The sequence below is a fragment of the Streptomyces sp. NPDC041124 genome (assembly GCF_055592385.1).
Genome location: NZ_JBVIYR010000002.1, coordinates 344555 through 364202, shown reverse-complemented (window position 1 = coordinate 364202; position 19648 = coordinate 344555). Strand labels below are relative to the sequence as shown.

The following is a 19648-nucleotide window of genomic DNA, read 5'->3' as shown; positions in this document are numbered from 1 at the left end:
TCAGCCTCCTTGGACGGCGGTGAGGACCTCGACCCGGTCCCCCTCCGCGAGGGGGGTGGTGGGCCACTGCGCGCGCGGGACGACGGTTTCGTTGAGGGCGGCGGCCACCCCGGAGGGCGCCGCGGTGAGGGACCTCACGACGAGGTCGAGAGCCGTGCCGGGCGCGAACTGCCGGGGCTCCCCGTTGACGGAGATGTTCATGCGGGCTGCTCCGTGAGGACGCCGGCGCCGAAGCGCAGGGGGGTGAACGGGCGGGCTTCCGGGGGCAGTTCACCGGTGGTGAGGACGTCCGCCAGGGCGTCGCCAGTGACCGGCGTCAGCAGGACGCCGTTGCGGTGGTGGCCGGTGGCCAGCAGCAGCCCCTCCAGCCCGGTCGGGCCGAGCAGCGGCGCGTTGTCGGGGGAGCCGGGGCGCAGTCCGGCCCGGGTCTCGGTCAGCGGCAGCTCGGTGATGCCGGGGACCAGCTCGTGGGCGTCGCGCAGCAGCTCGTACACGCCGCCCGCGGTCACGGTGGTGTCCCAGCCCATCTCCTCGCTGGTCGCGCCGATCACCAGCTCGCCGCTCTCGCGCGGCACCAGGTAGACGTGACTGCCGCGCACCACGGCGCGCACGGTCCGGCTGAGGAAGGGACCCGTCCGGTCGGGCATCGTCAGCCGCACCACCTGCCCCTTCACGGGCCGCACGGGCGGCAGCACGTCCGCGGGGACGCCCTCCAGCCGCCCGCTGAGGCTGCCCGCGGCGAGCACCACCCGCCCGGCGCCCCGTTCGGTGCCGTCGGCGGTGACGACGCCTCTCGCGCGGCCGCCCGAGACGAGAAGCCGTTCGGCCCGGGCGCGGTGCACGGTCACGCCGGACCGCCCGCACGCGGTCACCAGGGCGGCCGCCAGCCGCCGCGGGTCGATCTGGTGGTCGCCGTCCACCCGCAGTCCGCCGCGCACCCCGGGCGCGAGCATCGGTTCCAGGCGCCGGCACTCCCGCCCGGACAGCCACTGCGACTCCAGGCCCGAGCGCTGTTGCAGGGCGTGCAGTTCGCGCAGGTGGGCGCGGTCGTCGGCGTCCAGGGCCACCGCGAGCGTGCCGCAGCGGCGGTAGCCGAGGTCGTGACCGGTGAGCTCGGTCAGCTCGGCGGCGAAGCCGGGGTAGCGCCGGGCGGAGGCGAGGTTCAGACCCAGCAGGGTCTCCTCGCCGTAGTGCAGTTCCGTGACCGCGGCCAGCATCCCGGCGGCCACCTGGGCGGCACCGCCGCCCGGCTCGGGGTCCACCACCGCCGTGGCGAGCCCGCGCTGCGCGGCCCGCCAGGCGGTCACCAGACCGATGATTCCGCCCCCGACGACGAGGACGTCGGGGGTACCCGTGGGCGACATGGGCGTCCTGCCCCTCCCTTCGCCGGCATGACCCGGATCAGGTTCGTACGGTCGGAGGCCGCCAGCCTCCCTCTCAGCCCGGTGCGTCCGGGCTCCCGCGAGTGTTCTACGTTGGCCACCCTAGCCCTCGGAACAGCACGCTCGTAAGGGAGCCCCCACGTGGCCCGATCGCTCGACGGACTCGTCCTCGCCCCGGTCGCCGACCAGGCCCCCGGCCAGGTCGGCACCCGCACCCGGTTCCACTACCACGAGCGGGACGGTGAGGTCTGGGCCGAGTACGCGGGCGGCGACGTGGTGCGCGGGCATCTGGTGGGCACCCGCGCGGGGGACCGGCTGGACTTCCGGTACGTGCAGCTCAGGCGGGACGGCACGACGTCCTCGGGGCACTGCGTCTCGACGGTGGTGGACCTGCCCGACGGGCGGGCGCGGCTGGAGGAGGAGTGGGAGTGGGAGTCCCGGTCCGGCAGCGGGACGAGCGTGGTGGAGCAGATCGAGGGAACCGGCGGCGTGCCAGGTGTCTAAGGTGACCGGGTGAGCGAGCAGACGCAGGAACCGGGACGGTCCGCACCGCGGCGGGTGGTGGTGGCGGGCGCGGGCATGGCCGGCGTGCAGACCGCGGCCGCGCTGCGCGAGCAGGGGTTCACGGGCGCCGTGACGCTGATCGGCGCGGAACCCCACCAGCCCTACGACCGGCCGCCGTTGTCCAAGGCGGTGCTGCTCGGCAAGGCCGAGGACTCCGCCTTCGACCTCGACTTCGAGGAACTCGGCATCGAACTGCGGCTCGGCTGCGAGGTGCTGGGCCTGCGCCCCGACGACCACGAACTGGACACCGAGGCCGGGCCCGTCCCGTACGACGCGCTGGTGATCGCCACCGGAGCGGAACCGGTGCGGCTGCCCGGCGCCGAGGGCGTCCCCGGCGTGCATCTGCTGCGCACCGTGGACGACGCCGAACGGCTGCGGCCGGTGCTCGCGCGGCAGCACGACATCGTGGTGGTGGGCGCCGGCTGGATCGGCGCGGAGTTCGCCACGGCGGCCCGGGAGGCGGGCTGCGCGGTCACCGTCGTCGAGGCCGCGGAGCGGCCCCTGGCCGGGGCACTGCCCGCCGAGGTGACCGCCCCGATGACCGCCTGGTACGCCGAGGCCGGTGTCACGCTGCGCACCCGCGCGCGGGTGGAGCGCGTGGAGGCGGACGCCGTGGTCCTCGACGACGGCACCCGGCTGCCCGCGGGCGCCGTGGTCGTCGGCATCGGGGCCCGCCCCGCCACGGCCTGGCTCGCGGGCTCCGGAGTCGCACTCGGGGAGCGGGGCGAGGTCGTCGCCGACCGCCGTCTGACGACCTCCGTGCCGGACGTGTACGCGGTCGGCGACTGCGCGTCCTTCCCGTCCGGGCGCTACGGCGGGCGTCTGCTGGTCCACCACTGGGACAACGCCCTCCAGGGGCCGCGCACGGTCGCCGCGAACATCCTCGGCGGGCCGGCCGGCGGGGAACCGGCGGTGTACGATCCGGTGCCGTACTTCTGGTCCGAGCAGTTCGGGCGGTTCGTCCAGTACGCGGGACACCACGCGGACGCCGACCGCACCGTGTGGCGCGGGGACCCGGCCGGGGCGGCGTGGAGCGTCTGCTGGCTGCGGGCGTCCCGTCTGGTCGCGCTGCTCGCGGTGGGGCGGCCCCGGGACCTGGCGCAGGGGCGCCGGCTGATCGAGGCGGGCACGGCGATGGACGCGGAGCTGCTGGCGGACCCGGCGCGTCCGCTGAAGTCCGCGACGGCGTGATCCCCCGGGGCGGTGTGTCCGGCCGACGCGTCCGTCCAGGTGGAGGGGGGCTGACTTCCGACTGTCAGTGGCAGGTGGCAGGCTTGTCCCGTGACCGAGATTGACGCAAAGATCGATGCTCTCGTCCCCGCCTGGCTCACTCTCCCCGACATCGCCGAGCAGTTCGGCGTCGAGGTGACGCGCGTCCGGCAGCTGGTCAGGGAGGGCCAGCTCATCGCCGTACGCCGGGGTGAGAACCGCGCACTGCACGTGCCCGCCGCCTTCGTCGACGGGGACAAGGTGGTCAAGGGCCTGACCGGGACCCTGACGCTCCTGCGGGACGACGGCTTCACGGTCGAAGAGATGCTGGAGTGGCTCTTCACCCCCGACCCGACCCTGCCCGGCACCCCCGCGCAGGCGCTGAGCGAGAACCGCGGCACGGAGGTGAAGCGCCGGGCCCAGGCACTCGCGGTCTGATCCGCAACCGACCGGCGATCCCGCACGGGCCCGGTGGGACGCGCCCACAGGCACCGGCGGAATCCGGTGCGCGCCGGCCACCGGCCGTACCCGGCGGGCCACTCTGACGGCCCGCCGGGCGGCCCGCCCGTGCCCCTGCCCCGCCCGCACTCCACCGGAGGCCCGACGGCGACGCGTCGGGCCCGCCCGGTCCGACGCCCGAGACATCCTGGGGGGACACCCGAATGACCGACACCCGACGCGGCCGGCTCGCCGATGCCCGGGTCTACCTGTGCACCGACGCGCGCAAGCGGCAGGGGGACCTCCCCGAGTTCCTGGACGCGGTGCTGGCCGGCGGGGTCGACATCGTGCAGCTGCGGGACAAGGGCATGGAGGCCGCCGAGGAACTCGAGCACCTGTCCGTCCTCGCCGACGCCTGCGCCCGGCACGGCAAGCTGCTCGCGGTCAACGACCGCGCGGACGTCGCCCACGCCGCCGGCGCCGACGTCCTCCACCTCGGCCAGGGCGACCTCCCCGTCCCCGCCGCCCGCGCCGTTCTGGGCGAGGACGTCCTGATCGGCCGCTCCACCCACACCGAGTCCGAGGCCGCCGCGGCCGCCGTCCAGCCCGGCGTGGACTACTTCTGCACCGGCCCCTGCTGGCCCACCCCCACCAAGCCCGGCCGGCACGCCCCCGGCCTGGACCTCGTCCGGTACACCGCCGCCCTGGGCACCGACCGTCCCTGGTTCGCCATCGGCGGCATCGACCTGGGCAACCTCGACGAGGTCCTGGAGGCGGGCGCCCGGCGGATCGTCGTGGTCCGGGCGATCACCGACGCCGACGACCCGGGAGCGGCGGCGGCCCGGTTCGCCGGGCGGCTGCGGCAGGCGGCTCCGGACGCCGGATGACCACCGCGCGTCTCAGAACTGTCCAAAGTATGGACGACAAGTCGACAAGTAAGACAAATCTTCCGGTTGTGGTGGGGGGACCGCCGCGTCCTGGCTAACCTGCCGGTATGGCCCTCGGAACAGCATCCACCAGGACTGACCGCGCACGCACCGTGCGGGACATGCTCGCCGCAGGCAAGACCACGTACTCCTTCGAGTTCTCGGCGCCGAAAACCCCCAAGGGCGAGCGGAACCTGTGGAGCGCGCTGCGCAGGGTCGAGGCGGTCGCCCCGGACTTCGTCTCCGTCACCTACGGCGCGGGCGGTTCCACCCGCGCGGGGACGGTCAGGGAGACCGAGCAGATCGCCGCCGACACCACCCTCACCCCGGTCGCCCACCTCACCGCGGTCGACCACTCCGTCGCCGAACTGCGCAACATCATCGGCCAGTACGCCGACGCCGGGATCCGCAACATGCTCGCGGTGCGCGGCGACCCGCCCGGCGACCCCATGGGGGAGTGGGTGCCGCACCCGCAGGGCCTCACCTACGCCGCCGATCTCGTCCGGCTCATCAAGGAGTCGGGCGACTTCTGCGTCGGCGTCGCCGCCTTCCCGGAGATGCACCCGCGCTCGGCCGACTGGGACACCGACGTCGCCCACTTCGTCGACAAGTGCCGGGCCGGCGCCGACTACGCGATCACCCAGATGTTCTTCCGTCCCGAGTCCTATCTGCGGCTGCGTGACCGAGTCCACGCCGCGGGCTGCGACACCCCCGTGATCCCCGAGGTCATGCCGGTGACCAGCGTGAAGATGTTGGAGAGGTTGCCAAAGCTCAGTAATGCCGAGTTCCCCGACGACCTCAAAGAGCGGATCCTCGCAGCCAAGGACGATCCGGCGGCGGTACGCTCCATCGGTATCGACTTCGCCACGGAGTTCTGCGCGCGGCTGCTGGCCGAAGGAGTGCCGGGACTGCACTTCATCACGCTGAACAACTCCACGGCGACGCTGGAAATCTACGAGAACCTGGGCCTGCACCACCCACCGCGGGCCTAGACCGGTCGCACGCACATACGACACACTGCGTAACGACCACTGGGAGAGGGGCGTACATGGGCTGGGCGGTCCTCTACATCGCGTTCGGCATCGTCGCGCTGTGGTTGCTCGGTGAGGTGCTGCTGCAGTACAAGGCGCGGCTGCGCTGGCGTCTGCTCGCCTTCGCCGGTTTCCTCGGCGTCGTACTCGGCGTGCTGATCCCGTCCGTGATCGTCATCGGACTGGGCGCCGCCGCGTTCGCGGTCGGCCAGACCTACGTCACGCTGTCGTTCCGCCGCGGGTTCGCGGCCGGCTGGGCGGTCAACGCGCCGGCGCTGGCCGCCGCCAAGGGCGGCCGCGGACGCGGGCGGCAGGAGCCGACCCTGGAGGTCTCCGACCTGGAGGCGTCCCACGACGGCGACGGGGCCGACGGCCACCGCGACCGCACCGGCTACGGGGCGGACGACGACCACGACCGCGACGACGTGTTCACTCCCGCCGCCCGCTCCGACCGGATGGCGGCCGCGGAGACCACCGCCGTCTACGAACCGCAGCCCATGCCCGACGACACCGGCTCCTACGGCGTCTACGGCGGCGACACCGGGTACGCGGCCCCGTCCCAGGACCAGTACGCGGCGACCGCCCAGGGAGCCGACCAGAACAACTACGCCTACGACTACTCCGGTTACGGCCAGCAGCAGGGCTACGACACCACCGGCCAGCAGTACGGCGCCTACTCCGACCCGTACATCGGCAACACGACGTACGGCAACGCCTCCTACGACACCGGCTACGCCGACCCGCAGCAGTACGCCCAGCAGCAGGGCTACGACCAGGACCCGTACGCGGCGGGCTACGGCGGCGAGACCCCGGCCGGCGGGCTGTGGGTCCCGCAGCAGCGCAGCACCGACGACCCCTACGGCGGTGAACTGCCGCCGGAGCAGCAGCAGTACCCGTACCAGGGCGACGGCCGGACGCACGGCAACGGCAACGGGTACGACGAGCAGTACCGCTTCTGACGCGGCCTCACTGGGAGCCGCGGAAGTCGGGCCCCTCCACGATCAGTCCCGCGACGAGCGCCCCCGACATCCCGGCGTGCGGCAGTCCGCCGCCGGGATGCGACCAGCCGCCGACGCGGTACAGCCCCGGCAGCGGGGTGACGTTCGCCGGATGCAGGAACCGGCCGCCGCCCGCCGCGAGTGCCGGGGCGGGGATGCCCCCGAGCGCGGCGCCGGTCTCCTCGTCGCCGTCGCCGGGCGTCCGCACCTCACGCCACAGGACCCGCTCGCGCAGACCGGGAACGGCCTGCGCGGCGGCCTCGACGACCAGGTCGGCGAACCGCCGGTCGATGTCGCCCGCACCCCACTCCTCGTCCGAGGGAACCACGGCGGACACCACCACGGACTCGTGCTCCCCGTCGGGGCGCCGGGCGGGGTCGTCCGGCCGCAGCACGCTCACCGTGGGCCGTGCCGGCAGGCCGGCGCCGCCGGTGAGGAAGTCCAGCTCGCCGGAGCGGTCGGTGGTGTGCACGACCGTGCGGTGCGGCGCACCCGCCTCGCGCCCCCCGCGCAGGGCCAGCAGCACGCTGAACCGTCCCGGGCGCGACCACCGCCCGGCGACGTCGGGCCGCACGTCACCCTCGCCGTACAGCCGGTGCCCGGTCATCAGCTCCAGGCGGTGGTGGTCCACGCCCGCGACCACCACGTCCGCCCCGGCCACCGTCCCGTCGCGCAGCCCCACCCCCGCCGCCCGGCCGTCCTTCTCCACGATCCGCAGGGCCTCGGCGCCGAAGACGAACTCGACCCCGCGCGACCGGCACCGCTCGTACACCGCACGCGCCAGCTCCCGCATACCGCCGCGCACGTACCAGATGCCGAAGGCGTGCTCCATGTACGGCAGCACCGCGGCGCTCGCCGGGGCCTCGCGGGGATCGAGCCCGAACGCCAGGGCGTGGCTCTCCAGCAGGGCGGCCAGCCGGGGATCGCGCAGCTCCCACGCGCCGACCTCGGCGAGCGTGCCCGCCCTGCGGGTGCGCAGCAGCCTCTTGTGGGGAACCGCCGGATACGGCTCGCGCTCGGCCAGCACCTGCCAGTTGGGCCACAGCGGCTCCTCCAGCAGCGGCCGGCGCGAACGGTCCCAGGCCTCCCGGGCCCGCACCAGGAAGTCGCCCCAGCGCCGGGCGGCGTCCGGGCCGAGCGTCTCCGCCAGCGCGGAGACGACACCCGCGCGGGAGGCGTTCGGCAGCGACACGCGCGTCCCGTCCGCGAACACGTGGTGCGCCGACGGGTCGACCTGGACGAGCTCGACGCAACTCTCCAGCGGCTCCCTGCCCGTCTTCAGGAACAGGTCGCGGTAGACGGCGGGCAGGGGCAGCACCCCCGGCCCGGTGTCGAAGGAGAACCCGTCCCGCTCCACCCGCCGCAGCGCGCCGCCGTACGTCCGCGTCCGCTCGTACACCGTCACCCGGTGGCCCGCGACGGCCAGCCGGGCGGCGGCCGCCATCGCGCCCATCCCGGCGCCGATCACCGCAATCCGTGCCATGCCTGGGACTTTATCCGCAGCCCACCGGGGCCCCTCCCCGAGTACCCGCGCCCCCGCCCGCGTGACCAGCGGGCGTCGGTGAGGCGTGGGGCCGGGTGCGCACAGGTGAGTACCCGTACCTAGCCGCCCGGTTGAGTACGCACGCGGATGGGGGCCGGCCCGCGGAGACGAGAGAGTGGGGACCACGGAGAGGGGCACGGCCCCCGGAACCGGCGGCACGGGGCGCCGGAGCGGGGACCGGGCCCGCGATCCGCTCCTTCCGCCGGCGTCGTCGGCGGGAGCGAGGCACGGGGGAACCCGGGGGTGACCGCAACGGGGGTTCACGGGGGAACGCACGGGGGAGCAAGGGAAGGCGCCGGTCCGGCCGGTGGCCCGCGGGGGACGCGGCCACCGGGGGACCGGCGCCCTCCCGCGTGCGGCGGGCTCAGCGGCGTCCGCTGACCCGCCCCTGCAGCAGCCGGGACAGCGCCGCGTGCACATCGTCCAGGGAACGCCCGGGCTGGAACGACTTCCAGTCCAGCGCCGCCACCAGCACCATGCCCACCAGCGCCGCCGCCGTCAGCGGGACGTCGATCTCCTCGCTGAACTCGCCGTTCGCCACGCCCTCGTGCAGCACCCCCTCGACCACCGCCACGGCCTGCTGCCGCACCACCAGCAGGGTGGAGTTCCAGGCCCGGTTGGTGCGCCACAGCTCGGCCACGTACAGCTGGGTGAAGGCCGGGTAGCGGTCGATGAAGACCAGCCCCGCGCGGATCATCGCGTCCAGCGCGTCGACCCTGCTGCCGCCCTCCGCGGCCGTCGTCTCCGCCGCCCGGCGCAGCGAGGCGGTCAGCAGACCGACCCCGTGCCGCAGCAGCTCCTCGAAGAGGACCGACTTGCTCGCGAAGTTGTAGTAGACGGTGCCCTTCGCGACGCCCGCCCGTTCGGCGATCTCGTCCACGGTGGTGGCCGAGAAGCCCTGCTCGGCGATGAGGGTGACGGCCGCCTCGTAGAGCTTCTGCCGGGTGGCCTCGCGGCGGGCACTGCCGCCCGGCGTGGTGCTGCTGCTTTCCATGGCCCTGATTGTCACAGGAGCGCCGGTCCGCCCGTTCACAGGCTCAGCTCCGGGTGCAGCCGGTCGAGGGTCCACACCTGGCGGCGACGGGCCGACAGCGCGGTCAGCGCGAGGGCGCCCGCGGTGAAGCCCGCCAGCACGGCGCAGGCCCCCCACACCGGCCCGAGGCCACCGCCCGTGATCAGCCGCCGCAGCGCCTCGACGACGTAGCTCATCGGCAGGAACGGGTGCAGCGCGTTGAAGAACGGCGGACTCGTCTGGACGGGATACGTGCCGCCCGCCGAGGTCAGCTGGAGCATCAGCAGGGCGAGGACGAGGATGCGGCCGGCCGCGCCGAAGCGCGCGTTCAGCCACTGCACGATCGCCGCGAAGCACGCCGTCACCAGGAACAGGAAGCCGACCGTTCCGGCCGCCCGCGCCATCTGCAGCCCGAGCGCCCAGTGCAGCACCGACATCAGGGCCACCGTCTGCAGCACCCCGATGGCCACCACGGGCAGCCAGCCCGCCAGCGCGATCCGCCAGGCCGAGGCGCCCGCCGCGAGCGCACGCCGGTTCATCGGCGCGATCAGCATGTACGCCACCATCGCGCCCACCCACAGCGACAGCGGGATGAAGTACGGGGCGAAACCGGTGCCGTAGTCGGGCGCCTTGTGCGCGTCGCTGGAGACCAGCCGTACCGGGTCGGCCATCACCTCGGTGCGCCGGTCACGGTCCCGCTCGTCGTAGTCGGGGATCTTCCCCGCGCCGTCGTGCAGGCCGCCGGCCAGTTCGCCGGAGCCGTCGACGAGCTTGTACAGGCCGTCCTCGAGGTCGTCCGCGCCGGTCTTCAGCTCACCGACGCCCTTGTCCAGCTTCTCGGCGCCGGTCCCGGCGGTGCCGAGCCCCTTGGTGAGCTTCTTCGCCCCGGCCGCGACCTTGCCGGCCCCGGTGTTCAGCTTGTTGATGCGCTCGACGGCGTCCTCGAGGTCCTCGGAGAGGTGCGGGGCGCGCTCGGCGAGCTCGCCGGCCTGCTTCTCCAGGCCGGCGAGCTGCCCGTCGAGCTTCTTCCAGTCCGCGCGGTGGCCGGTGACCAGCGAGCCGACCTCCTCGGCGACGTCCGCCGCCGTGGCCGCCGCGTCCCTGGCCTTCTTCAGATCCGGGCAGGCGGGATCGGGCAGGACGGCGTCCTCGCAGCGCGTTGTGTGGACGCCGTCCACGGCGGTGGAGGCCGCGCGGGCTTCCTTCGCGGCGGCCGGCGCCCGGTCCTTCAGCGCGTCGAGGTCGTCGCGGAGCCGGCCGGCCGAGTCGGCGACGAACCGCGCGGTGGCGCCGATGGCCTTCTCGTTGTCCTTCAGCAGCGGTCCCACCTCGGCGTCGACCGCGTTGACCTTGTCGGCGAGCTTGCGCGTCCCGTCCGCGACCTTCCTGGAGCCCGCCGCCACGTCGTCCGCGCCGTCGTGGAGGTCCTTCAGGCCCTTGGAGAGCTTGCCGCTGCCCTTGCGGGCGTCGCTGAGGCCGTCGGCGAGGTCCTGGGAGCCCTTCTCCGCCTTCCCGATGCCGCCGTTCAGCTCGTCGGCGCCCTTCGCCGCCTTCACGGTCTCGCCGTGGATGCCGGAGAACGACACGAAGATCCTGTCCAGGAACGAGCGGGAGGTCCTGGCGGACGCGGCACTGCGCACCTCACCGAAGACCGTCCGGGAGATCTGCCCGACGATGTAGTTGTTGGCGTCGTTCGTCCGCACCCGCAGGGCGCCGGTCTCGGGGGAGTCGCCCGAACTGGAGGCGATGCGGCGGCTGAAGTCGGCCGGCACGGTCAGTGACAGGTAGTAGGTGCCGTCCTCGACCCCGCGCCGGGCCTCCCGCGCGCTCACCTCGTGCCAGTCGAAGGTGCCGCGCTCGCGCAGGCCCTGGGCGATGTCGTCGCCCGCGGTGATCCGCCGGCCGTCGGCACTCGCCCCCTCGTCCTCGTTCACGAGTGCCACCGGGATCCGGTCCAGACGTCCGTACGGATCCCAGAACGACCACAGGTACAGGGCGCCGTACAGCAACGGCAGCACCAGCAGGGCGACCAGCGCGGCGCGCGGCAGGGTGCCCCGGCCGAAGCGCCGGAGCTCAAGGGCGGCCAGTCTCGGCGAGCGCATCGGCTGCCGCCTCCTTCTCCTCGTCGTGCGGGCCGGCCACGGTACGGACGACGACCGCGTCGGCCGGTGCCTCGCTGCACACGGCCAGCACGGTGGTGCCGGTGTCGGCGACGGACCTCAACAGGGCCCAGATCTCCTCCCGTTCGGCGGGGGAGAGCTTCAGGTCCGTGTCGTCCACCCCGAGCAGCCGGGGGCGCCCCAGCAGCGCCAGCGCGAGCGAGAGCCGCAGCATCTCCGTCCGCTCCAGGTCCCGTACGGCCGTCCGCGGGCCCTTGGGCAGGGCCGCGGGGTCCAGGCCGGCCGTGGCCAGGGCGGTGTCCACGCGCTCCTTCTCCTCCCGGGCGTGCCCACCGCGCGAACGCGGCAGGATCGCGGTCCACGAGGCACCGAACCGGCGTTGCAGCAGCGCCTGTTCCCGCAGGTGCTCGCCGACGGTGAACGCCGGGTCGAGGTCGCTCACCCCGGCGACGTGCGCGAGGGCGCTGCGGCGGCGTACGGCGGCCATCCGCCTGGGCAGGTGCAGGCCGCCGACGGTGGCCGATCCCTCCGTGGGCCGCATCCGCCCGGTGAGCGCCAGCAGCAGACACGTGCGGCCCGAACCGGACGGCCCCTCCACCGCGATCAGCGATCCGGGCTCCGCCTCGGCCGAGACACCGCGGAACGCCCAGCCTCTCGGGCCCTTCAGGCCGAAGTCGTGGGCCGTGACGGCGAATCCGTCGTCCACAGTCCCCCCTCTGTCGAACGGGCTACCTCATTAAACTGACTGGTCAGTGCAAAAACTAGCCCGAACGTCCGAGCGAGGCAAAAGCGCAGGTCAGAACGGATTGTCAGTGGCATACCTCACGATGTGCACATACGGCACCCCGTCTCGGGGCGCGCCGTCACGAAGACGACAGGAGGTTCGTCATGGCCCACTCGTCCGCAGCCGCCGCCCGTCGGCGCCGCGCATCCGGCCCTGCCCCCTCACTGAACGGCCCCGCGAGCGACGTCCACCCGGTGCTGCGCCGCGCCACCGCCCCGCCCGCCGCCCTCGACCTGCTCGCCCAGGCCCGTGCCGGCCTCGACGAGACCACCGTCCTCGAAACGCCGAACGAGCGCTACGCGACAGCCCACCTGGCCGCCCTGCGCACCGCCGCCGCCGTGCTCGCCGCGCGCGGCCGGCCCGAGACGTCGCCGAGGGGCCGGGCCAGGATCCGCAGCGCCTGGGACGTGCTCCCCGAGATAGCGCCCGAGCTCACCGAGTGGAGCGCCCTGTTCGCCTCCGGCGCCGGGCGCCGGGCCCGGGCCGAGGCGGGCATCCGCGGCGCGGCGAGCGCCCGCGACGCCGACGACCTGATACGTGACGTGACGATGTTCCTCCGCCTGGTCGAACGCATGCTGGTCCTCCAGCCGGTCCTGCCCCCGCCACGGGCCGACAGCGGCAGCGAGGCTCCCCACAGGCGCGGGGCCCCGCCGGCAGGCGGCTCCGCCGCGGGGCGCGAAGGAGGCCTGGGAGCGTAGTCCCCGTGACGGGACCGGACGGGCGGAAGGGACGCGTCACCACGAGCCCGGGGACGGTCACCCGGCCGGGCCCGGAGCGGGCTCCGGCCGGGTGACCGGCGCTCGCGCCGCAGGCCATAGGGTGGACAGCACAGCACCCCAGCCCGACCGCCCCGCCGCACACCCCGGCGGGGCCCCGCCGAGGAGTCACTACCGTGTCGGACCCGATGCGACCCCGCGCCGCTCTCCGTACCGCCGTGGTCTGGGAGGTCCTCCAGGACGCCCTGGAACGCCGGGTCGAGTCGACAGGACGACAGGCGCTCGACATCCTCGACACCGGCGGCGGCAGCGGCAACTTCGCCGTCCCCCTCGCCCGCCTAGGCCACCGGGTGACCGTCGTGGACCCCAGCCCGAACGCCCTGTTCGCCCTGGAGCGCCGCGCGGCCGAGGACGGTGTCGCCGACCGGGTACGGGGCGTCCAGGGCGACACCCACGGCCTCTTCGACGTGGCCGAGCGCGGCGGCTACGACGCCGTGCTCTGCCACGGCGTGCTGGAGTACGTCGACGACCCCGCCGAGGGCGTGCGCAACGCGGTGGCCGCGCTGCGTCCCGAGGGTGTCCTCAGCCTCCTCGCCGCGGGCCTAGGCGGTGCGGTGCTCGCCCGCGCCCTCGCCGGTCACTTCACGGAGGCCCGGCAGGCGCTCGACGACCCGAACGGCCGATGGGGCGCCGGCGACCCCGTGCCGCGCCGCTTCACCGTCGAACAGCTCACCGCGCTGGTGGAGGGCACGGGCCTGCGGATCGGCGCCGTGCACGGCGTACGGGTCTTCGCCGACCTCGTCCCCGGCGTGCTCGTGGACACGGAGCCGGGCGCCCTGGACGCCCTGCTGAAGCTGGAGGCCGCGGCGGCCGAGCTCGCCGCGTTCCACTCCGTGGCCACCCAGCTCCATGTGCTCGGTGAGACGCACGGGGCCCCGGGGGCCTGAGCCGCTGCCGAGGTGCGCCGCTGATCAGCGACGCGTCCGGCTGCCCCGCTGTGCATGGAGTGCGCCACAGGCCCCCCGAATGGCGGCTGGGCGCCGTATGATCGAGGGAGACCGCCCGGCATGACGGGTCGGCCGCCGGGGAATGAGAAGCCTCAGCGGGCCGGGACGTGATGGTGGGTACCGGTTGGCCAATTGGCGCAGAGGGGCGGGTTTCACGGGGGCGATTCCCTGCCTATCCTGAAGGGACCCCCCGGGTCGCCCCGGCGACTGCACGATGAGGAGGACTCCGTGCCGCTCTCGGAGCACGAGCAGCGCATGCTCGAGCAAATGGAGCGAGCGCTGTACGCCGAAGATCCCAAGTTCGCGACGGCGCTCGAGGGAAGCGGACTGCGCACGTACACCCGGCGACGGGTCTACCAGGCGGTCGCGGGCTTCCTCGTGGGTATTGCGCTCCTCATGGCCGGTATGGTCGCCCAGCAGGTCTGGCTCAGTGTCGTGGGATTCCTCGTCATGCTGGGCTGCGCGGTACTCGCGGTGACCGGCTGGCGCAAGGCCCCCAAGCCGGGCGAGCAGGGCGCCGCTACCGGTGCCGCCCCGCAGGCGGGGCGTCAGGGAAGACAGCGTCGCTCCATGATGAACCGCATCGAGGATCGGTGGCAGCGACGCCGGGACGAGCAGGGCGGGCGCTAGGTCCGCCTTCTGGCGCATCGACGACATGGTTCAGGGGTGACCACCTGCTAGGTGGTCACCCCTGAACCATGTCGTCGTACGAGCGGCCCGCGCAGCCGGGCTTCCCCACACGGCCGTCGATGGCCACCCGAAGGTGGCGCCCCCCCGCCGGCCGGGTGCCCGCGCTCCAGCACGAGGGAGGCCTCGCCCACCCCGGCGGCACCACTGCCCCACAACGTCACGGAGCAGCGAGCGACGAGGCCCACGGGCCCGAGGGAAAGCCCCCGGGCCCGCAGGACACTCAGCCCTGCTGACGGGACGGGCGGCGCCACGTCGGCCGGAGGGACAGCAGCCGGGCGCGGAGGTCCGCCCACCGGGCCGACACCGCCCAGACGACCCGGACCACCGACCGCGGCGCCACCGCCGCGCGCAGCCGCTCCCGTCGCCCGGCCGTGTCACGCAGCCCCGCGATCACCCGGCGCACCTCGTCCGCCAGACCCGCCACCGGCCGCGGGCGCGGCGCGTACAGAACCTGCTCCACCGCGTCGGCGACCCGGTGCACCGCGGTGGCCGCGCCCTGGTCGAGACGGCCCAGCCGCACGATCCGGGCGGCCGCGCCGCGCGGGGTCAGCGACTCGTCCGGCGCGATGCCGTAGTCCCACGCCGTGTCCGTCAGCTCGTCCCACAGGGCCAGCACGTACGGCGCCGCGTCCGCCTCCGACCGGCCGTGCCCGCCGAGCCGCACCGCCCGGGTGCGCAGCCGCCACAGCACCGGCGACAGCGGCAGCGCCAGAACGGCGAGGCCGGCCAGCGCCCACAGCAGCAGCGCGTACCACTTGGGGCCGTCGCCGCCCGAGGGCAGCGCCACCTGCGACGACTCAACTCCGCACCTGTCCAGCCGCCTGCGCTCCGGCGAGCAGCTCTCGCTCTGCGAGGGCGCCGCCGACGACTCCTCCGGCGCGGCCTGGGACGGCCGGGCCGGATCGGGCACCGAACTGTCCGCGGCCTCCGGCACGGTGTACGGCGGCGTCGAGCCCCGGGTCGGGGTCGGCTCGAAGCGGGTCCAGCCCACACCCTCGAAGTACAGCTCCGGCCAGGCGTGCGCGTCCCTCAGCCCGACCGAGACCGTGCCGTCCGCCTGCGGGGTGCCGGGCGCGAAGCCCACCGCGACCCGCGCCGGTATGCCCAGCGAGCGGGCCATCGACGCCATCGCGAAGGAGTAGTGCACACAGAACCCCTTCTTGTCCCGCAGGAAGCGGGCGATGGCCCGCGAGCCGCTGCCGACGTCGACCTGGGTGTCGTACTCGAACCCGCCGTTCAGCGTGAAGTACTCCTGCAGCTTGACCGCCTGGTCGTAAGCGCTGTCCGCGCCCGCGGTGACGTCACGGGCCGTCCGCGACACCACGGCCGGCAGCGAGTCCGGCAGCTCGGTGTACTCGCGCCTCACGTCGGGCGACGGCTCCGGCGCTGCGGCCAGCTGCTCCGCGGTGGGCCGCACGTCGAGACTGCGCACCTCGTACGACAGACCACGGGTGTCCTGGCCGTGGTCGCCGACCAGGGTCATGCCGACCGGCTCGTAGCGCCACTTGCCGCGGATGCTCACTCCGCTCGGCGGATACGGCATCGGCAGCCAGCTCTGGCCGTACCAGTCGGCGGTCGAGATCGTCGTGCCGACCTCGGTGCGCCCGATGTCGGGGCCGAGGCCCGGCGGGGTGGGGAAGCGGTTGTCGGGCACCGTCGTGATGGAGCGCTTCGACGGCTTCCACGTGGTGCCGTCGAAGTCGTCCAGGGACACGATCCGCAGGTACAGGTCCGACACGTCCGCCATCTCGGAGCGCACCGACAGCACCTGGCGGTCCTCGTCCACGTTCAGCGAGTCGCGCAGGGACACCAGGGGGTTCACCGCGGAGATCGTGCCGCCCCCGCCGCCGCCCGAGCCGACGCCCGAACCGGCGGGATCCAGCAGGCCGCCGTTCATCGCGGGCAGGCCCAGCGGCACCACCAGGGCGACGCCGACCGCGAGCACCCCGATCCGCCGTCCGGTGCGCACCGGGGCGACCGCACCCGGCTGGTCCTGGCGCGGGCCGCGTGCCGTGCCGCTGAACACCCGGCCCCACTGGGCGAGCCGCTCACGCCCCTCGGCGAGCAGCAGCATCAGGTATCCGGCCGCCGCCAGCAGGAACCACAACCAGTCGATGCCGTTGTCGGACAGTCCCGCGGCGACCGAGTACAGGGCGAGCAGCGGAAGCCCGGCCGGGGCCGCGCTGCGGAAGGTCACCGCGAGGGTGTCCACCAGCAGGCCGATCACCAGGACCCCGCCCACCAGCATCAGCCGGATGCCGTCGGACAGCGGTGCCGGGATGGCGAACCGGTTGACGTCGTCGCCGCCCTGCTCCAGCAGCTCGGCGAAGAAGCGGAAGGCGTCCGGCCCGGGTATCAGCCCGGCGAAGGCGTGCTCACGCGCGAAGAACAGGGTCAGCAGCACCAGCGTCACGAGGACCTGCGCCGCCACCGTCACCGGGCGTGCCAGCGGTATGCGCCGGGCCGCCGCGCCCACACCCGACTGCACGCCCAGCAGCAGCGCCGACTGGATGATCCAGGTCGCCGAGTCGACCAGCGGCAGCAGGGCGCACGCCGCCATGAGTGTGGCCGCCCACGCACAGATGGCCAGCCTCGCCCGCCCGCTGATCACGGTCCCTCCCCACCGCTCGTCGCGGCCAGGCCCGACCGCTCCCGGTCCGCCTGCCGCCACAGCCCGTCCAGGGAGGCACCCCGCGGCACCCCCAGGGCGGTCCAGCCCGCCTCGCGCAGCATCCGCAGCCGCTCCTCGCCCCCGTCCAACGGGCCGGGCACGTCAGCCGGTTCCCGCAGCCAGGTCCCGCTGTCCAGTACGAACGCCAGGGCGCCGCCGCTGCGGTGCCGCATCCGGGCCAGCACCGCAGCCTGCTCCTCGTCGAGGTCGCCGAGGAAGGCCACCAGCAGCCCCTCGCCGCCACCGCGCAGCACGTCGTAGGCGCGCGACAGCCCGTCCTCGTCGGAGTGGTCCACCACGGCGAGGGTGTCCATCATCAGCCCGGCCGCGTCCGCCGACTCCTGGCCGGCCCCGGCGAAACCGTCGGACCCCTCACCCGGCACCGACGTGCCGGTGTCGGTCAGCAGCCGTACCGAGAAGCCCCGCTCCAGCATGTGCACCAGCACCGAGGCCGCGCCGGACACCGCCCACTCGAACGCCGAGTCCGGTCCCGCGCCCTCGTAGGCCACGGCCCGGGTGTCCAGCAGCACCGTGCACCGGGCGCGCTGCGGCTGCTCCTCGCGGCGCACCATCAGCTCGCCGTAGCGGGCGGTGGAGCGCCAGTGCACCCGGCGCAGATCGTCGCCGTAGCGGTAGCCGCGCGGGATCACGTCGTCCTCGCCGGCCAGGGCCAGCGAACGCTGCCGCCCGTCGCCGTACCCCTTCGCCTCGCCGCTCAGCCGCACCGGCGGCAGCGGCTCCACGCGCGGGATCACCGTCAGCGTGTCGTACGTGGAGAAGGACCGGGTCAGCTCGCACATCCCGAACGGGTCGGACAGCCGCAGCTGCAGCGGCCCCAGCGGGTAGCGGCCGCGCAGGTCGGAGCGGACCCGGTAGGACACCTCGCGGCGACCGCCCGCCTCCACCCGGTCCAGCACGAACCGCGGACGCGGGCCGAGCACGTAGGGCACCCGGTCCTGGAGCATCAGCAGGCCCGTGGGCAGCCGGGAGACGTTGTCCATCCGCAGGTGCACCCGTGACTCGGAGCCGGCGGGCACCCGCCCCGGGGAGAGCCGGCGGCTGCCGGCGACCCGGTAGCGGGTGCGGTACAGCACCCCCGCGCACACCAGCGGCAGGACCGCCAGCAGCAGTCCGACCCGCAGCAGATCGCTCTGCCCGAGCACGTACGCGCAGACCGCGGCGGCCACGCCGGCGGCCAGGAAGGACCGCCCGCGGGTGGTGAGCCCCGCCAGGGCGGTCCTGATGCCGCTCCGGTCGCCCCTGTCGCCCTCGGCGTGGACCGCACCGGGGTCGGTCATCACAGCCTCCGGGGCGGCTGCTGGCCGTAGTCCGGGCCACCGCGGCCCGGACCGAACCCGCTCTGCCGGCCGGCCGCCGCCGGCACCGGCGTGCGCTGCAGGATCTCCTGGACCACCTGCTCGGAGGTACGGCGGTTGAGCTGGGCCTGCGCGGTGGGCAGCAGCCGGTGGGCGAGCACGGCGACGGCGAGCGCCTGCACGTCGTCCGGCAGCGCGTACTCCCGGCCGCTGAGGGCCGCCGACGCCTTCGCCGCGCGCAGCAGGTGCAGCGTCGCGCGCGGCGAGGCGCCGAGTCTGAGGTCGGGGTGCGTGCGCGTGGCGGCGACCAGGTCCACCGTGTACCGCCGGACCGCCTCGGACACGTGCACGTCGCGCACCGCCTCGACCAGCTTCACGATCTCGTGCGCGTGCGCCACCGGCTGGAGGTCCTCCAGCGGGGAGAGACCGCCGTGCACGTCCAGCATCTGCAACTCGGCCTCCGCGCTCGGGTACCCGACCGAGACACGCGCCATGAAGCGGTCGCGCTGGGCCTCCGGCAGCGGGTAGGTGCCCTCCATCTCGACCGGGTTCTGCGTCGCCACGACCATGAACGGGCTGGGCAGCTCGTAGGTCGTGCCGTCGATGGTGACCTGGCGCTCCTCCATCGACTCCAGCAGCGCGGACTGCGTCTTCGGCGACGCGCGGTTGATCTCGTCGCCGATCACCACCTGCGCGAAGATGGCTCCCGGCTTGAACTCGAAGTCACGGCGCTGCTGGTCCCAGATGGACACACCCGTGATGTCCGAGGGCAGCAGGTCCGGCGTGAACTGGATCCGCCGCACCGAACAGTCGATCGACCGCGCCAGCGCCTTGGCCAGCATCGTCTTGCCGACCCCCGGGACATCCTCGATGAGCAGATGTCCCTCGGCGAGCAGCACGGTCAGCGAGAGCCGTACGACCTCGGGCTTTCCCTCGATCACGCCTTCCACCGAACTCCGCACGCGCTCCACCACGGCGGTCAGATCAGTGAGGCTCGCTCGATCGTCATAGGTCGTCACCCGGCCCTCCTCGGCCTTTCCCCACGCTCCGCAAGGAGCGGGGTCACCCCAAATGTCCGGGCCGATGCCATGCTGTGCGGAGCGGCCCACCCCGAATCACGGACACCACGCGGGAAAAGTTCCCCGTGACACCCCTCCCGCATTCTTGCCGCCGTTACCGATTCGTGTCACTCGCCTGTGGACAACTGACAGCGGTATGTCAGGTCTTACGACCGGCAACGG

General features: G+C 74.1%; 18 protein-coding genes and 1 riboswitch. Of the genes, 9 read left to right on the top strand and 9 right to left on the bottom strand.

Translation table 11 applies throughout. The features are described 5' to 3' along the window. Complete coding sequence (gene thiS / locus ACZ6A9_RS06055) at positions 1–201, bottom strand: sulfur carrier protein ThiS (protein ID WP_468979215.1); 201 nt, start codon at positions 199–201, stop codon at positions 1–3. Continuing rightward, entirely contained in the window at positions 198–1364 is a 1167-nt protein-coding gene (gene thiO, locus ACZ6A9_RS06050; RefSeq protein ID WP_468979211.1) for a glycine oxidase ThiO, read from the bottom strand. The genes thiS and thiO overlap by 4 nt, the downstream gene beginning before the upstream one ends. Further along, positions 1362–1473, bottom strand: a riboswitch (TPP riboswitch). Its footprint overlaps the gene before it by 3 nt. Positions 1474–1523: 50 nt before the next feature. Here thiO and ACZ6A9_RS06045 point away from each other — a divergent pair. The 6 genes from ACZ6A9_RS06045 (at position 1524) to ACZ6A9_RS06020 (ending at position 6509) form a co-directional block, all read left to right on the top strand. After that, complete coding sequence (locus ACZ6A9_RS06045) at positions 1524–1886, top strand: avidin-fold protein (RefSeq protein ID WP_468979207.1); 363 nt, start codon at positions 1524–1526, stop codon at positions 1884–1886. A 9-nt stretch (positions 1887–1895) separates the two neighbouring features. Continuing rightward, complete coding sequence (locus ACZ6A9_RS06040) at positions 1896–3137, top strand: NAD(P)/FAD-dependent oxidoreductase (RefSeq protein WP_468979202.1); 1242 nt, start codon at positions 1896–1898, stop codon at positions 3135–3137. 90 nt (positions 3138–3227) lie between these two features. Next, the gene (locus ACZ6A9_RS06035) at positions 3228–3593 is read left to right on the top strand and encodes an Rv2175c family DNA-binding protein (protein ID WP_468979197.1); all 366 of its coding nucleotides are present in this window, start codon (positions 3228–3230) and stop codon (positions 3591–3593) included. A 224-nt stretch (positions 3594–3817) separates the two neighbouring features. Beyond that, the gene (gene thiE / locus ACZ6A9_RS06030) at positions 3818–4480 is read left to right on the top strand and encodes a thiamine phosphate synthase (RefSeq protein WP_468979192.1); all 663 of its coding nucleotides are present in this window, start codon (positions 3818–3820) and stop codon (positions 4478–4480) included. A gap of 107 nt (positions 4481–4587) precedes the next feature. Further along, positions 4588–5511, top strand: coding sequence for a methylenetetrahydrofolate reductase [NAD(P)H] (gene metF, locus ACZ6A9_RS06025; RefSeq protein WP_468979189.1), 924 nt, complete (start codon positions 4588–4590; stop codon positions 5509–5511). Positions 5512–5567: 56 nt separating this feature from the next. Further along, positions 5568–6509 carry an SCO2102 family sporulation regulator gene (locus ACZ6A9_RS06020; RefSeq protein WP_468979184.1) on the top strand — a complete coding sequence of 314 codons (942 nt, stop codon included), beginning with the start codon at positions 5568–5570 and terminating at the stop codon, positions 6507–6509. Positions 6510–6516: 7 nt separating this feature from the next. Here the strand turns inward: ACZ6A9_RS06020 and ACZ6A9_RS06015 are convergent, their stop codons facing one another. The 4 genes from ACZ6A9_RS06015 to ACZ6A9_RS06000 all read right to left on the bottom strand — a co-directional run bounded on the left by ACZ6A9_RS06015 (position 6517) and on the right by ACZ6A9_RS06000 (position 11929). After that, the gene (locus tag ACZ6A9_RS06015) at positions 6517–8031 is read right to left on the bottom strand and encodes a phytoene desaturase family protein (protein WP_468979178.1); all 1515 of its coding nucleotides are present in this window, start codon (positions 8029–8031) and stop codon (positions 6517–6519) included. 424 nt (positions 8032–8455) lie between these two features. Beyond that, a complete protein-coding gene (locus ACZ6A9_RS06010) occupies positions 8456–9085 on the bottom strand; it encodes a TetR/AcrR family transcriptional regulator (RefSeq protein ID WP_468979175.1) in 630 nt (209 codons plus the stop codon). Between the two features lie 35 nt (positions 9086–9120). Then, positions 9121–11205, bottom strand: coding sequence for a YhgE/Pip family protein (locus ACZ6A9_RS06005; protein ID WP_468979170.1), 2085 nt, complete (start codon positions 11203–11205; stop codon positions 9121–9123). Next, positions 11177–11929, bottom strand: coding sequence for an ATP-binding cassette domain-containing protein (locus ACZ6A9_RS06000; protein WP_468979165.1), 753 nt, complete (start codon positions 11927–11929; stop codon positions 11177–11179). Before ACZ6A9_RS06000 ends, ACZ6A9_RS06005 begins: the two co-directional genes overlap by 29 nt. Before the next feature lie 182 nt (positions 11930–12111). Here ACZ6A9_RS06000 and ACZ6A9_RS05995 point away from each other — a divergent pair, with 182 nt between their 5' ends. The 3 genes from ACZ6A9_RS05995 to ACZ6A9_RS05985 all read left to right on the top strand — a co-directional run bounded on the left by ACZ6A9_RS05995 (position 12112) and on the right by ACZ6A9_RS05985 (position 14360). Then, positions 12112–12705, top strand: a complete 594-nt coding sequence (locus tag ACZ6A9_RS05995; protein ID WP_468979159.1) for an SAV_6107 family HEPN domain-containing protein — start codon at positions 12112–12114, stop codon at positions 12703–12705. 194 nt (positions 12706–12899) lie between these two features. Further along, positions 12900–13670 carry a methyltransferase gene (locus tag ACZ6A9_RS05990; protein WP_468979151.1) on the top strand — a complete coding sequence of 257 codons (771 nt, stop codon included), beginning with the start codon at positions 12900–12902 and terminating at the stop codon, positions 13668–13670. Positions 13671–13958: 288 nt separating this feature from the next. Next, a complete protein-coding gene (locus tag ACZ6A9_RS05985) occupies positions 13959–14360 on the top strand; it encodes a DUF3040 domain-containing protein (protein ID WP_468979145.1) in 402 nt (133 codons plus the stop codon). A gap of 280 nt (positions 14361–14640) precedes the next feature. On the opposite strand, the gene ACZ6A9_RS05980 is transcribed toward ACZ6A9_RS05985, so the two are convergent. Genes ACZ6A9_RS05980 through ACZ6A9_RS05970 form a run of 3 tightly spaced genes read right to left on the bottom strand, consistent with a single transcriptional unit; the run spans position 14641 to position 19426 of the window. Then, positions 14641–16980 carry a transglutaminase TgpA family protein gene (locus ACZ6A9_RS05980; protein WP_468980654.1) on the bottom strand — a complete coding sequence of 780 codons (2340 nt, stop codon included), beginning with the start codon at positions 16978–16980 and terminating at the stop codon, positions 14641–14643. Positions 16981–17027: 47 nt separating this feature from the next. Then, a complete protein-coding gene (locus ACZ6A9_RS05975) occupies positions 17028–18389 on the bottom strand; it encodes a DUF58 domain-containing protein (protein ID WP_468979141.1) in 1362 nt (453 codons plus the stop codon). Further along, the gene (locus ACZ6A9_RS05970) at positions 18389–19426 is read right to left on the bottom strand and encodes an AAA family ATPase (RefSeq protein ID WP_468979138.1); all 1038 of its coding nucleotides are present in this window, start codon (positions 19424–19426) and stop codon (positions 18389–18391) included. The genes ACZ6A9_RS05975 and ACZ6A9_RS05970 overlap by 1 nt, the downstream gene beginning before the upstream one ends. Between the last annotated feature and the right edge of the window lie 222 nt (positions 19427–19648).

What these genes read in the sequence shown, in the direction of transcription:
- thiS (WP_468979215.1), bottom strand. Translation starts at nt 201, where the DNA reads ATGAACATCTCCGTCAACGGGGAGCCCCGGCAGTTCGCGCCCGGCACG.
- thiO (WP_468979211.1), bottom strand. Translation starts at nt 1,364, where the DNA reads ATGTCGCCCACGGGTACCCCCGACGTCCTCGTCGTCGGGGGCGGAATC.
- thiE (WP_468979192.1), top strand. Translation starts at nt 3,818, where the DNA reads ATGACCGACACCCGACGCGGCCGGCTCGCCGATGCCCGGGTCTACCTG.
- metF (WP_468979189.1), top strand. Translation starts at nt 4,588, where the DNA reads ATGGCCCTCGGAACAGCATCCACCAGGACTGACCGCGCACGCACCGTG.
- ACZ6A9_RS06020 (WP_468979184.1), top strand. Translation starts at nt 5,568, where the DNA reads ATGGGCTGGGCGGTCCTCTACATCGCGTTCGGCATCGTCGCGCTGTGG.
- ACZ6A9_RS06015 (WP_468979178.1), bottom strand. Translation starts at nt 8,031, where the DNA reads ATGGCACGGATTGCGGTGATCGGCGCCGGGATGGGCGCGATGGCGGCC.
- ACZ6A9_RS06010 (WP_468979175.1), bottom strand. Translation starts at nt 9,085, where the DNA reads ATGGAAAGCAGCAGCACCACGCCGGGCGGCAGTGCCCGCCGCGAGGCC.
- ACZ6A9_RS06005 (WP_468979170.1), bottom strand. Translation starts at nt 11,205, where the DNA reads ATGCGCTCGCCGAGACTGGCCGCCCTTGAGCTCCGGCGCTTCGGCCGG.
- ACZ6A9_RS05995 (WP_468979159.1), top strand. Translation starts at nt 12,112, where the DNA reads ATGGCCCACTCGTCCGCAGCCGCCGCCCGTCGGCGCCGCGCATCCGGC.
- ACZ6A9_RS05980 (WP_468980654.1), bottom strand. Translation starts at nt 16,980, where the DNA reads ATGGCGGCGTGCGCCCTGCTGCCGCTGGTCGACTCGGCGACCTGGATC.
- ACZ6A9_RS05975 (WP_468979141.1), bottom strand. Translation starts at nt 18,389, where the DNA reads ATGACCGACCCCGGTGCGGTCCACGCCGAGGGCGACAGGGGCGACCGG.